The following is a 13,091-nucleotide window of genomic DNA, read 5'->3' on the forward strand; positions in this document are numbered from 1 at the left end:
GGCCGGACCGTCGGGTCCGACTGGTTTCCCGGGGCCGGCGGGAGGTCGCCGGTGCCCGCGGGCACGTCTGTACGGGCAGTGTCGCCCGTGGCCGCAGGATGCGCGGTCGGTTCCGCTCGGCGCCACCGGACGGCGGCTGCACGGTGCGGCACGGGCCGCCGCCGGTCACCCGGCGACGGCCCGCACAGGTCAGCCCTGCCGCTTGGCGGGACGGCTCTTCTTCGGGTTGTTCACCGGCTTGGCCCCTGGCTTCGGCCCGGCCACCTTGGGCGCGGTCGCCTTGACCGGCGCCGGCGGGGCCGCCTTGCCACGACCGAACAGACCACCGGACTTGGCGGGCTGCACCGGGTTGCGCGTCGCCGCGGGGGCGACGGCCTTCTTGGCGGTCACCGGCGGCGGGAACTTCCGCAGCACCCACTGCTGCTGGCCGAGGGTGAAGAGGTTGTTGGTGACCCAGTAGATGATGACGCCGATCGGGAAGATCGCGCCGGAGATCAGCAGCGACGCCGGGATGCCGTAGAGCATCAGCCGCTGGATCATCCGCTGCTGCGGGTCCTCCGCCCAGCCGGTCTTCAGGATCATCTGACGGCTGGTCAGGTAGGTGGTCGCGATCATGATCAGGACCAGGATGCCGGCAATGATCTTGACAGTGCTGCCGGTCGCGCCGAGGCGGGACAACTCGTCGGCCGTCGAGCCGAACTTGCCGGCGATCGGGGCGGTGAAGAGCTTCGCCTGCGAGGCGCTCGTGAACTGGTCGACGCTCCACCCGTACAGGGTCTTGCCCTGGTTCGCCGGGTCCAGCCGCTTCAACGTGTGGAAGAGACCCAGGAAGACCGGGATCTGAAGGAACATCGGAAGGCAACCCATCAGCGGGTTGGCCTTCTCCTTCTTGTAGAGCTCCATCATTTCTTTCTGGAGCGTCTCCCGGTCACCCTTGTGCTTCTCCTGAAGCTCCTTGACCTTGGGCTGGAGCGCCTGCATCGCCCGCTGGGACTTGATCTGCTTGACGAAGACCGGGAACAGGATCACCCGGACGGTGACCACCAGGAAGATGATGGACAGGATCCAGGCGAAGTTGGTGCCGATCACCGCACCAACCGGCACCCCGATGGCGTCCCAGGCGGAGTGCCAGGTCAGCAGGATCCACGAGATCGCGTAGTAGATCCAGTCGAGGCTAAAGTCCACTCTCAGGCTCCAGTCACATCAGCACGACGGCGGCCGCCCGGCTCCGGCACCGGGTCATACCCACCAGGGTGGAAGGGGTGGCAGCGCAACAGCCGCCGGACCGCCAGCGCGGCTCCCCGGAGCGCGCCGTGCCGAGCGACCGCCTCCTGGGCGTACGCGCTGCACGACGGGTAGAACCGACAGCGGGCCGGCAACGCCGGACTTATCCACCGACGGTACGCGATGATGGGCGCGATCAGCACCTTGGCACCGGTTGTCCGCGGACGTGGGTTGGTCTCCTCGGCACCTGTCATCGGGACCGCCGCTCGCGGGGGGACCGGGCGACCGCGATGGCGGCGTCCAGGTCCGTGGCGAGGCGGGGGTACGACGCCTCCGCCGCTGCGGGCAGCGCCCGGACGACGAGGGTGCTGCCGGCGGGCAGGGCGGTCAGCCGATCCTGGACCAGGGCCCGCAGCCGACGCTTGACCCGGTTGCGGATCACCGCGTTGCCGACGGCCTTGGACACGACGAAGCCGGCGCGGGACGGCGCGGGTGACTGCTCCGCACTGTCGTCCCGCACCGGCTCCGACGAGGTCGAAAGGTTGGGGTCGGCGACCACCGGCACGGTCAGGTGGACCACGACGGCGCCACGTCCGACGCGTCGGCCACCGCGAACCGCTGCGGCGAAGTCAGTGCTGCGCCGCAGTCGCTGCGCGGCGGCCAGCACGACTGCTCACGTCCCCTGACCGGCCCGGTCGGCTCAGGCCGACAGGGTGGTGCGACCCTTGGCGCGACGGCTCGAGAGGATGGCACGGCCGGCACGGGTGCGCATGCGCAGCCGGAAGCCGTGGGTCTTCGCGCGCCGGCGGTTGTTCGGCTGGTAGGTGCGCTTGCTCACGTCAGGCTCTCCGTTTTCGTACGCGCCCCGCGCGACGGGATCGCCGGGGTCGTGTGGTGGTGTCCAGGCCACCTCGACGGTGGCCTCCGATCGGTGCTGTCCGGCGGTGCGGGACCTCGACGATGCGGGGGAATGCGACCGCGGACAGCAAGCACCCATCACCCTAGCAGAGGGCGAGAAAGCAACCGTTCCAGCCTACGCAGGGGGGCAATGACCGTCAAACACCCCGAGGAGCGGCCAACAGGACGCGCCCGAGGCCGAGGGGTGGTTTTCGCTGATGCCGACAAGGGTGTCGCCGCGTCGCCGGTTGATGGCGCAGGGACAACGCTGTTACCGTGCCCGATTGCGGTGAGCGTCTTCAAGCGCCGGTCGTCGCGCAGGCAAGACCGGACAAGGTAGTGAATCGTTCGGCACGGTGAACCCGCTTCAGCGCCCGGTCAGGCAGGGGGCAGGTCCCACCCGCGTCCGGCAGCGGCCACAATCGGTCGGTACACAGGCTGTGGATAACTTGTGGATGACCACCGGTCGGCCGACCGGGTGGGGTGTTGTTCCACCCGCGAACGCGGCGGGCCCGGGATGGCCGGCTGGCAGACAGCGGCGGCCGGGAGCAGAAGCGAGGGGGTGGCACGACGGTGGCCGGTACGACCGACCTTGCCGCAGTGTGGTTAGCGGCGACCGACGAGCTTGCCGACGAGATCATCTCTGCTCAGCAGCGCGCCTACCTCCGACTGACCCGGCTGCGGGCGATCGTCGAGGACACCGCGCTGCTCTCCGTCCCGGACGCGTTCACCCGCGACGTGATCGAGTCACGGCTACGCCCGGCGATCACCGAGGCGCTCACCCGCCGGCTCGGCCGGCCGATCCAGGTGGCGGTCACCGTCCGGGTGGCCGAGGATGCCACGGGCCGACCAGCCGGCACCGTCTACCGCAGCGCCCCGGAGACCAGCCCGTTCGACGTCGAGGGTCCGGCTGCCGCGCCCTTCGACGACCACGGCGCACGAGCGCACGCCGACAGCATGATCCCTGAGCAGTCACACGCGCCGCGGACCTCCGAGCCGGTCGCGCCACCCGCACCCGCGGGTCCGCCGCTCGCGCCGAGCGTCGACGCGCATCGTCCCGGGATGATCCCCGCCAGCCGGGACGGGCAGGAGGCGCTGTTCAGCGCCTCCTTCGCGGAGCCGATGCGGTCGCCCCGACCAGGGCCGGACCGGCGCGGCTACGACGAGCAGGCCGCCCGCCTCGACCCGCCCGGCCCGGACACCCGGCCCTACGAGCCGCGCTACCGGGAAGATTCGGGGTCGCCACGCGACCAGCACGTGATCCGCTCGATGCCCCGCGACAGCGGCACGGACAGCGGCCCGGGGCGCAGCGGAGTCGACCACCGGGCCGGTGGCCGCGACGATCGCCGGCTGCCCGGCGCCGACACCGGCGGCAACCGACTCAACCCGAAGTACATGTTCGAGACGTTCGTCATCGGGTCGTCCAACCGGTTCGCCCACGCCGCGAGCGTGGCGGTGGCGGAGTCACCGGCGAAGGCGTACAACCCGCTCTTCATCTACGGGCACTCCGGGCTGGGCAAGACGCACCTGCTGCACGCCATCGGGCACTACGCCACGACGCTCGGCAACGCCCGCTCGGTCCGGTACGTCTCGACCGAGGAGTTCACGAACGACTTCATCAACTCGCTCCGGGACGACAAGACGAGCGCGTTCCAGCGGCGCTACCGCGACGTCGACATCCTGCTGATCGACGACATCCAGTTCCTGGAGAACCGCGAGCGTACGCAGGAGGAGTTCTTCCACACCTTCAACACCCTGCACAACGCCAACAAGCAGATCGTGATCACCTCCGACCGGTCGCCGCGTCAGCTCGCCACCCTCGAGGACCGGATGCGTACCCGGTTCGAGTGGGGGCTGCTGGCCGACATCCAGCCACCGGACCTGGAGACGCGGATCGCGATCCTGCAGAAGAAGGCGGCGCAGGAGCGGATGTACGCCCCGCCGGACGTGTTGGAGTTCATCGCCTCGCGGGTGTCGAACTCGATCCGGGAACTGGAGGGCGCCCTGATCCGGGTGACGGCGTTCGCCAGCCTGACCCGGTCGACAGTCGAGCTGTCCCTGGCCGAGGAGGTGCTCCGGGACTTCATGCCCGACGGCGCCGGGCCGGAGATCAACGCCGACCAGATCATGGCTTCGACCGCCGACTACTTCGGGGTGAGCCTGGAGGACCTGCGCGGTCAGTCCAGGTCCCGGGTGCTGGTGAACGCTCGGCAGGTGGCCATGTACCTGTGTCGGGAGTTGACCGAGCTGTCGCTGCCCCGGATCGGGCAGGCCTTCGGCGGCCGGGACCACACCACGGTGATGCACGCCGACCGGAAGATCCGTCAGCAGATGGCGGAGCGTCGCTCGCTCTACAACCAGATCGCCGAGCTGACCAACCGGATCAAGCAGAACAGCTGAGGCGTACGCCGCCGCGGCGGCGGCACGCAGCCCAGGAAACGCCCGACCGGATCTCCGGTCGGGCGTTTTTCGGTCCTCCACCTGGACTCTCGACATGGTGTAGGCCACAGCATGGAGGCCGTGACCGCCTCGACTCCCACTCGTTGTCCACAGCTCGTTGTCCACCGTCGGTGGATAACTACGGTCCGTCCATCTCCGGTTACCCACAGGCTGTGGAGAAACCCTGTGTACGGAGCTGTGGACGCCTGGGGACAACCGTCAGGTTTTCCACCGACGACAGTCGACCTGTGTACGAGCTGTTGAAGGTTCTGGGGATGACGGCAATGGTGATCTTCATCGTCGTCCACAGGCTTGGGGAGAAAGTCGGTGGATTACCGGTGGACAACCGGTGGACAACGGTGGACAACCGAGCGCCGAGATCGGGCTGTGGACAGGCAAGCCGGTTGTACCCCCGGTTCTCCACAGGTAAATCACCTGTAGATAACCTGTCTGAGCTGCGCAAACCCGGGTTTTCCACAGTTTGCACAGGTGCGATGAAGACGATGAGTTATCTCTTCTAAGAGAACAAAAACCAATCATCACCGTTGGGCTTTCTGTGGATCGTGCCGAACGCTGCCCGATCGACAGGTCGGCACCGACACGAAACATGGGGTCGGGCGCACAGCCGATACCCCCGCGCCCTAAGGTGCGATGGGTACCCGCACGGTCGGGCGGGACGGTAGGCAGCGGTCGGCATGAGAGAGTTGTCGCTGACGTCGACGCGGAGGCATTGATGAAGTTCCGAGTGGAGCGCGACGCGCTCGCCGAGGCCGTGGCGTGGACCGCGAAGAGCCTGCCCAACCGGCCATCCGTACCGGTGCTCGCCGGGGTGATGCTCCGGGTCACCGACGGCAACCTGCGGGTTTCCGGGTTCGACTACGAGGTCTCCAGCCAGGTGACCGTCGAGGTGCATGGTGACGCCGACGGCGCCGCCCTCGTCTCCGGCCGCCTGCTCGCCGAGATCACCAAGGCGCTGCCGGCCAAGCCGGTGGACATCGCCGCGGTCGGCGCCCACCTCGAGCTGGTCTGTGGCAGCGCCCGGTTCACCCTGCCCACCATGCCGGTGGAGGACTACCCCGCGCTGCCCGAGATGCCGCAGAGCGCCGGCACCGTCGACGCCGCCGCGTTCGCCACCGCGGTGTCGCAGGTGGCCATCGCCGCCGGCCGGGACGAGACGCTGCCGATGATGACCGGCGTCCGCGTCGAGCTCTCCGGCAACACCCTGTCGATGCTCGCCACCGACCGCTACCGGTTGGCGCTGCGCGAGATCCAGTGGCAGCCGGACGACCCCGAGGTGAGCATCAACGCCCTGGTGCCCGCCCGCACCCTGAACGACACCGCCAAGGCCCTCGGGCCGCTGGGCGGCGAGGTCACCCTCGCCCTCGCCCAGGGCGCTGCCGGAGAGGGCATGGTCGGCCTGGCCGGCGGCACCCGGCGCACCACCAGCCGCCTGCTCGACGGCGCCAACTACCCGCCGGTCCGTTCGCTCTTCCCGGCCACCCACAACGCCGCCGCCCGGGTTTCGGTGAGCACCCTCATCGAGGTGGTCAAGCGGGTCGCGCTCGTCGCCGAGCGGACCACCCCGGTGCTGCTGAGCTTCAGCGCCGACGGCCTGGTGGTCGAGGCGGGCGGTTCCGAGGAGGCGCGGGCCAGCGAGGCGATGGAGGCCACCTTCACCGGTGACGCGCTGACCATCGGCTTCAACCCGCAGTACCTCATCGACGGCCTGGCCAACCTCGGTTCCCAGACCGCCGTGCTCTCGTTCGTCGACGCCTTCAAGCCCGCGGTGATCTCGCCCGCCGGCGAGGATGGAGAGGTCATTCCGGGGTACCGGTACCTCATCATGCCGATCCGCGTCTCGCGCTGATCGCGCCCAGCAACACCCAGATCCACGGAGGTAGAAACACATGCAGCTCGGCCTTGTAGGACTCGGCCGGATGGGCGGCAACATGCGGGAGCGGTTGCGCGCCGCTGGTCACGACGTTGTCGGCTTCGACCACAACGCGCAGATCAGCGACGTGACGAGCCTCGCGGGCCTGGCTGAGAAGCTTGAGTCGCCCCGCGCGGTCTGGGTCATGGTGCCCGCCGGTGTCACCGACGCCACCATCGACGAACTGGCCGAGGTGCTCGGCGAGGGCGACATCATCATCGACGGCGGCAACTCGCGCTTCAGCGACGACGCACCCCGCGCCGAGCGGCTCGACGAGCGGGGCATCGGCTACGTCGACGTCGGCGTCTCCGGCGGCGTCTGGGGTCGGCAGAACGGCTACGGGCTGATGGTCGGCGGCGCCCAGGAGCACGTGGACCGCCTGATGCCGATCTTCGGCGCGCTCAAGCCGGAGGGCGAGTTCGGTTTCGTGCACGCCGGGCCGGTCGGCGCCGGGCACTACTCGAAGATGGTGCACAACGGCATCGAGTACGGCCTGATGCACGCCTACGCCGAGGGCTACGAGCTGATGGCGGCCTCGGAGTTGGTGACGAACGTGCCGGGCGTCATCAAGTCCTGGCGGGAGGGCACAGTCGTCCGTTCCTGGCTGCTCGACCTGCTGGACCGGGCGCTCGACGAGGACCCGGAGCTGGCCGACCTGAGCGGCTACACCGAGGACACCGGCGAGGGCCGGTGGACCGTCGACGAGGCGGTCCGGCTGGGGGTGCCGCTGAACGTCATCACCGCGTCGCTGTTCGCCCGGTTCACCTCGCGGCAGGACGACTCGCCCACCATGAAGGCCGTCTCCGCGCTGCGTCAGCAGTTCGGTGGCCACGCCGTCCACAAGCGCTGAGCGGTATCCACAACCTGTGTATGTCCACCGGCTGGAACTTGTCGACTTCCGCTCGTACGAGCGGGTGGCCGTCGACCTCCAGCCGGGGGCGAACGTCCTGACCGGCCCCAACGGCGTCGGCAAGACGAACCTCGTCGAGGCGCTGGGCTACGTGGCGACCCTGGACTCACACCGGGTCGCCACCGACGCTCCGCTGGTCCGGATGGGCGCCACCGCCGCGGTGATCCGCTGCGCGGTGGTGCACGACGGTCGGGAGCTCCTCGTCGAGTTGGAGATCGTGCCCGGCAAGGCCAACCGGGCCCGGCTGGGCCGCTCGCCGGCGCGGCGGGCCCGGGACGTGCTCGGTGCCCTGCGACTCGTGCTCTTCGCCCCGGAAGACCTTGAGTTGGTCCGGGGCGACCCGTCCGAGCGCCGCCGCTACCTGGACGACCTGCTGGTCAACCGGCAGCCCCGGTACGCGGGCGTGCGGGCCGACTACGAGCGGGTGGTCAAGCAGCGCAACGCCCTGCTGCGCACCGCGTACCTGGCCCGCAAGACCGGCGGGACCCGCGGCGGTGACCTCGGCACCCTCGCCGTCTGGGACACCCACCTGGCCCAGCACGGCGCGGAGCTGCTCGCCGGTCGACTGGAACTCGTGGCCGCGCTCACCCCGCACGTCGCCAAGGCGTACGACGCGGTGGCCGCCGGCCGGGGCGCGGCGAGCATCGCCTACCGACCCTCGATCGAGCTGGCCGAGCCGACCACCGACCGGGCCGCGCTGGCCGACGCGCTGACCACCGCACTGGCCGCGTCCCGCTCCGCCGAGATCGAACGGGGCACCACACTCGTCGGTCCCCACCGTGACGAGCTGGCGCTGGCCCTCGGCCCGCTGCCCGCCAAGGGGTACGCCAGCCACGGCGAGTCCTGGTCGTTCGCGCTCGCGCTGCGGCTGGCCGGGTACGACCTGCTGCGCGCCGACGGGATCGAGCCGGTCCTGGTGCTCGACGACGTCTTCGCGGAGCTGGACACCGGCCGCCGGGAACGGCTGGCGGAGCTGGTCGGCGGGGCGAGTCAACTGCTCGTCACCTGCGCCGTGGACGATGATGTGCCAGCGGCTCTGCGCGGCACCCGCTACCAGGTCGGCGAAGGGACGGTACACCGTGTCGGATGAGCCACGCCCCGGACGACCGGAGACCGGCAAGGGTGACTCCGCAGCCGCGCGTACCCCGAAGGTGGAAGCGACCGGCGGTGAGCCGGCGGCGGCCGCCGGGCCGGAGCTGGCTCGGGCGGTGCTCGACGCGGCGCTGTCCCGCCGGCAGGCGGCGGCCCGTGCCCGGCGTACCACCGGTGGCGCGGGCGGCGACGCGGCCGGCGGGTCGGGGCGGCGGTTGCGCGGCTACTCCGGGCCCGGCCCCGACCCCCGCGATCCGCAGCCGCTCAGCGCGGTGCTCAACCGGCTGGTGAAGGCGCGGGGCTGGCAGCAGCCGGCGGCGGAGGCCACCGTGTTCGGCGCCTGGGAGCGGGTCGTCGGCGCGGAGGTCGCCCAGCACAGTCGCCCGGTCAAGCTGGAGAACGGCGAGCTGACCGTGGAGGCGCGTTCGACCGCGTGGGCGACCCAGTTGCGTCTGCTCGCCGGATCGCTGCTCAAGCAGATCGCCAGCGAGGTCGGCCACAACGTGGTGCGCAAGCTGCACATCCACGGCCCGGCCGCGCCCTCCTGGGGGAAGGGGCCACGCCGGGTACGCGGCCGGGGCCCCCGCGACACGTACGGCTGAGGCGGCTCCTCAGCCGTTGCGGGCCTCGCGGGCCGCTCGCCTGCGTTCGCGCTGTTCCCGGGTGTAGCGCTTGCGTTCGGCCAGGTCGCGTTTCCACGCCTCCCGGGCCTCGGTCGAGCCGCCCTGCACCGCACCCTGGACACCCTCGGCCGGGCCGGCGAGGTGCCGAAAGGCCCAGCTCAGGAGTCGGCCGCCCTCGCCCGGGGCCCTGCTGACCGCGCCGTCCTCGCTCATCTGCCGCCCTTTCCCGCTTCGCGTTCGTCCGCCCGCCGCACGAGCAGATGATTGGGGTGCCAATGGTTGGTACACCAATGATCGGTAGAGTAGTCACCGTGCCTGGGGAGAGCAACCGATGAACGAACGACCGGATCGCGTCGACCCGTTGGCGCTGGAGCAGCAGGTCTGCTTCGCCCTGTCGGTGGCCGCACGCAGCGTGGTGGCCGTCTACCGGCCACTCCTGGAACCGATGGGGCTCACCCATCCGCAGTACCTGGTCATGCTGGCGCTCTGGCAGCACGCGCCGCTGTCCGGTCGCGACCTCAGCCGCCTGTTGCAGCTCGACCCGGGCACGCTCTCACCCCTGCTCAAGCGGCTCGAAGCGGCCGGCTACCTACGCCGGGAACGCGACCCCGGCGACGAGCGCAGCCTCGCCGTCACCCTCACCGCCAGTGGCGCCGCGCTGCGGAGCCAGGCGGAGCTGATCCCGGCCGCGATCGTGCGGCGACTCGGGCTGCCCGTCGAGGACCTGCAACACCTGCACGCGGTGCTCACCCAGGTGATCGCCGCCGCCAACCGACCGGGCAGCGACCAGCCCGCGGCGGAGACCGGCGCGGCGGGCACCGGCGCGGCGGGCACCGGCGCGGCGGGTCAGGCGTCGGCGTAGACGGCGAAACCACGCTCCGCGCAGCGCCTGTAGAAGGCGGCGAGCACGCCCAACTCGGCGCAGGTGAAGTTCCACTGCGGCGGGTCACCGCGCTCGTCGCGCAGCGCGTCGAGTCGGGTCTCCAGCCACCGCAGCTGCTGCTCGGCCAGCCTGCCGTCGCCGAGCAACGAGCGCAGCACCGTGCTCACCGAGTCGAAGGTGACCGCCTCACCGTGCGCCCGGTGCCCGGCCACGAATCGCTCGATGCCGCTGGCGATCCAGGAGCAGCCGTCCGGGTCGATCACCGGGTCCTCGTCCTCGGCGGCGGCGTCTGTGGCGTACAACACACCTTCCAGGCCGAGCAGCAGATCCACCAACTCGGTGTACGCGGTCGCCCGGATGGTGCCGGTCTTCGCGATCAGCTCGGCCAGCGCCGCCGTCGGCGCGGAGATGCGCGGCAGGTCGACGATCTCGCCGAAGTCGACGAACTCGGCCGGCGCGACCGGATCGTAGAAGCGGCCGGTACGCGGCCAGTGCACCGCGACGTTGTCCAGCCCCATCTGTCACCTCTTAGAGAGCACGTGTCGGGTCGATCGGGTCGATCGTCCCGGTTCCGGCCGGTAAAGATCAAGCCTGGTTCCGGAGCGCCGCAAACGTACGGCACTGAGGCTCCGGCCGCGACCCCCGACCCGCCCGAGCGCGGGTCAACCCGTTCGGGGACGGCGCGTGCGATCGGACCTTGGCGTGTGGGGGGAGTCGCGGGCAACGGGGTTCTGCCGGCTACGGACTTCTCAGCAGCCTCTCTGAGGGTGCCGAGTGGTGGTTCTGTCCCCCGCGCACAGTAGGATTGACGGTGAGACGAAGACCCGGTGCGGGAGAGGGACGGGGCCAGTTGGCCCCAGGTTCATTCTCCACGTCGGGTCGAGCCGATCGCGATCCGCGGGCAACCGCGGCGACCGGCGCGTTCGACCCGCTGTCCGGAGGTCTCCGGCACCGGTCCACGCGCCGACGTCGCGTCCTGTCCGCCGAACCCGCGCCCGACGCGCCCCTACCGGCGCGGCTGACGCGAGAAAGTGGCCGAGGGTGGCAGCGCAGGACAAGCAGGAGTACGGCGCAGAGTCGATCACCGTTCTCGAGGGGCTGGAGGCGGTTCGCAAGCGCCCCGGTATGTACATCGGGTCCACCGGCGAGCGCGGTCTGCACCACCTCGTCTGGGAGGTCGTCGACAACGCGGTGGACGAGGCCCTCGCCGGATACTGCGACACCATCGACGTGGTGCTGCTCGCCGACGGCGGCGTGCGGGTCACCGACAACGGCCGCGGTTTCCCGGTCGACCTCCACCCGAAGCTCAAGAAGCCGGGTGTCGAGGTCGCGTTGACCATCCTGCACGCGGGCGGCAAGTTCGACGGCAAGGCGTACGCGGTCTCCGGCGGTCTGCACGGCGTCGGCGTCTCCGTGGTGAACGCGCTCTCCACCAAGATGTTCGTCGAGATCCACAAGTCCGGCTCGGTGTGGCGGCAGCACTACACCCACTCCAAGCCGAGTCCGCTGGAGAAGGGCGAGACCACCGACCGCACCGGCTCGGCCGTCTCCTTCTGGCCGGACCCCGACGTCTTCGAGACCGTCGACTTCGACTTCCAGACCATCTACCGACGCCTGCAGGAGATGGCCTTCCTCAACCGCGCCCTGCGCATCCACCTGCTCGACGAGCGGGTGGCCGAGGAGGAGGACGGCCGGCAGCGCGAGGTCACCTTCTACTACGAGGGTGGCATCGCCGACTTCGTCCGGCACCTCAACGCCTCCAAGAGCCCGATCCACAAGACAGTGGTCGAGTTCGAGGCCGAGGAAGAGGGCATGTCCCTCGAGATCGCCATGCAGTGGAACGAGTCGTACGGCGAGTCGGTCTACACCTTCGCCAACACGATCAACACCCACGAGGGCGGCACCCACGAGGAGGGCTTCCGGTCGGCGCTGACGAGCGTCGTCAACCGGTACGGCACCGACAAGAAGCTGCTCAAGGGCGACGAGAAGCTCTCCGGCGAGGACATCCGCGAAGGTCTCGCGGCGATCATCTCGGTCAAGCTGGCCAACCCGCAGTTCGAGGGCCAGACCAAGACCAAGCTGGGCAACACCCCGGTGAAGAGCTTCGTGCAGCGGGTCTGCAACGACCGGCTCGTCGACTGGTTCGACCGCAACCCGGCCGAGGCCAAGATGATCATCACGAAGGCCTCCCAGGCTGCTCGGGCCCGCATCGCCGCGCAGCAGGCGCGCAAGCTGGCCCGACGTAAGTCGCTGCTGGAGTCCGGCTCGATGCCGGGCAAGCTTGCCGACTGCCAGTCGACCGACCCGCGCGAGTCCGAGGTGTTCATCGTCGAGGGTGACTCGGCCGGCGGCTCGGCCAAGCAGGGCCGTGACCCACGGACCCAGGCGATCCTGCCGATCCGCGGCAAGATCCTCAATGTGGAGAAGGCCCGGATCGACCGGGTGCTGAAGAACAACGAGGTCCAGGCGCTGATCACCGCGCTGGGCACCGGCATCCACGACGACTTCGACATGGAGAAGCTGCGGTACCACAAGGTGGTGCTGATGGCCGACGCGGACGTCGACGGCCAGCACATCCAGACGTTGCTGCTCACCCTGCTGTTCCGCTTCATGCGGCCGCTTGTCGAGATGGGCAACGTCTACCTGGCGGCCCCGCCGCTCTACAAGATCAAGTGGAACAAGAAGGGCGACGACGCGCAGTACGCCTACTCCGACCGCGAGCGGGACGGGCTGATCGCGCTGCGCCAGCAGAAGAAGCCGAACGCGAAGCCGGACGACATCCAGCGCTTCAAGGGCCTCGGCGAGATGAACTATCCCGAGCTGTGGGAAACCACTATGAACCCGGCCACGCGTACCCTGCGTCAGGTCACGCTCGACGACGCGGCGACCGCCGACGAGTTGTTCAGCGTGCTGATGGGTGAGGACGTCGAGGCGCGGCGGTCGTTCATCCAGCGCAACGCCAAGGACGTCCGGTTCCTGGACATCTGACGGACTGCGGTGGAGGGGGCGGGGGGGGGCCCCCCCCCCCCCCCCGGCCCCCCCCTTTAAACCCCCGGGGCCGGGTGACCCACCCGGGGGGATAAAAAAAAAACC

At 70.0% G+C, this 13,091-nt stretch carries 13 protein-coding genes; 7 read left to right on the forward strand and 6 right to left on the reverse strand.

The window, feature by feature from the left end:
• Nucleotides 1-189: 189 nt before the first annotated feature.
• The 4 genes from yidC to rpmH are packed head-to-tail and all read right to left on the reverse strand — an operon-like array spanning nucleotide 190 to nucleotide 2,062.
• Nucleotides 190-1,185: a membrane protein insertase YidC gene (yidC, locus tag ACPXBU_RS05760; protein ID WP_393365062.1), complete on the reverse strand. Its 996-nt coding sequence runs from the start codon at nucleotides 1,183-1,185 to the stop codon at nucleotides 190-192.
• A 2-nt stretch (nucleotides 1,186-1,187) separates the two neighbouring features.
• Nucleotides 1,188-1,478, reverse strand: a complete 291-nt coding sequence (gene yidD, locus ACPXBU_RS05765; RefSeq protein ID WP_393365064.1) for a membrane protein insertion efficiency factor YidD — start codon at nucleotides 1,476-1,478, stop codon at nucleotides 1,188-1,190.
• Nucleotides 1,475-1,891, reverse strand: a complete 417-nt coding sequence (rnpA, locus tag ACPXBU_RS05770; protein WP_425756954.1) for a ribonuclease P protein component — start codon at nucleotides 1,889-1,891, stop codon at nucleotides 1,475-1,477. The genes yidD and rnpA overlap by 4 nt, the downstream gene beginning before the upstream one ends.
• 33 nt (nucleotides 1,892-1,924) lie before the next feature.
• A complete protein-coding gene (gene rpmH / locus ACPXBU_RS05775) occupies nucleotides 1,925-2,062 on the reverse strand; it encodes a 50S ribosomal protein L34 (RefSeq protein WP_007453904.1) in 138 nt (45 codons plus the stop codon).
• Nucleotides 2,063-2,694: 632 nt separating this feature from the next.
• Between rpmH and dnaA the strand changes: the two genes are divergently transcribed.
• From dnaA to ACPXBU_RS05800, 5 genes are all read left to right on the forward strand, one after another.
• The gene (gene dnaA / locus ACPXBU_RS05780; RefSeq protein WP_393365068.1) at nucleotides 2,695-4,521 is read left to right on the forward strand and encodes a chromosomal replication initiator protein DnaA; all 1,827 of its coding nucleotides are present in this window, start codon (nucleotides 2,695-2,697) and stop codon (nucleotides 4,519-4,521) included.
• Nucleotides 4,522-5,293: 772 nt separating this feature from the next.
• A complete protein-coding gene (gene dnaN / locus ACPXBU_RS05785) occupies nucleotides 5,294-6,427 on the forward strand; it encodes a DNA polymerase III subunit beta (protein WP_393365070.1) in 1,134 nt (377 codons plus the stop codon).
• A gap of 40 nt (nucleotides 6,428-6,467) precedes the next feature.
• Nucleotides 6,468-7,340: a phosphogluconate dehydrogenase (NAD(+)-dependent, decarboxylating) gene (gnd, locus tag ACPXBU_RS05790; protein WP_425756956.1), complete on the forward strand. Its 873-nt coding sequence runs from the start codon at nucleotides 6,468-6,470 to the stop codon at nucleotides 7,338-7,340.
• 16 nt (nucleotides 7,341-7,356) lie between these two features.
• Nucleotides 7,357-8,490 (forward strand): DNA replication/repair protein RecF, encoded by a 1,134-nt coding sequence (gene recF, locus ACPXBU_RS05795; RefSeq protein WP_393365074.1) that lies wholly within the window; start codon nucleotides 7,357-7,359, stop codon nucleotides 8,488-8,490.
• Nucleotides 8,480-9,094, forward strand: coding sequence for a DUF721 domain-containing protein (locus ACPXBU_RS05800; RefSeq protein ID WP_425756958.1), 615 nt, complete (start codon nucleotides 8,480-8,482; stop codon nucleotides 9,092-9,094). The genes recF and ACPXBU_RS05800 overlap by 11 nt, the downstream gene beginning before the upstream one ends.
• 9 nt (nucleotides 9,095-9,103) lie before the next feature.
• Here ACPXBU_RS05800 and ACPXBU_RS05805 read toward each other — a convergent pair whose 3' ends face one another.
• Nucleotides 9,104-9,328, reverse strand: a complete 225-nt coding sequence (locus ACPXBU_RS05805; RefSeq protein WP_393365078.1) for a hypothetical protein — start codon at nucleotides 9,326-9,328, stop codon at nucleotides 9,104-9,106.
• Nucleotides 9,329-9,446: 118 nt separating this feature from the next.
• Between ACPXBU_RS05805 and ACPXBU_RS05810 the strand changes: the two genes are divergently transcribed.
• Nucleotides 9,447-9,977, forward strand: a complete 531-nt coding sequence (locus ACPXBU_RS05810; protein WP_425756960.1) for a MarR family winged helix-turn-helix transcriptional regulator — start codon at nucleotides 9,447-9,449, stop codon at nucleotides 9,975-9,977.
• Here the strand turns inward: ACPXBU_RS05810 and ACPXBU_RS05815 are convergent.
• Nucleotides 9,962-10,516, reverse strand: a complete 555-nt coding sequence (locus tag ACPXBU_RS05815) for a hypothetical protein (protein WP_393365082.1) — start codon at nucleotides 10,514-10,516, stop codon at nucleotides 9,962-9,964. The two genes, ACPXBU_RS05810 and ACPXBU_RS05815, sit on opposite strands and share 16 nt — an antisense overlap.
• A gap of 523 nt (nucleotides 10,517-11,039) precedes the next feature.
• Here ACPXBU_RS05815 and gyrB point away from each other — a divergent pair.
• Nucleotides 11,040-12,986: a DNA topoisomerase (ATP-hydrolyzing) subunit B gene (gene gyrB / locus ACPXBU_RS05820; protein WP_393365084.1), complete on the forward strand. Its 1,947-nt coding sequence runs from the start codon at nucleotides 11,040-11,042 to the stop codon at nucleotides 12,984-12,986.
• Nucleotides 12,987-13,091: the final 105 nt, after the last annotated feature.

Origin of the sequence: Micromonospora sp. DT231 (genome assembly GCF_049847025.1) — a bacterium.
Lineage (GTDB): Bacteria > Actinomycetota > Actinomycetes > Mycobacteriales > Micromonosporaceae > Micromonospora.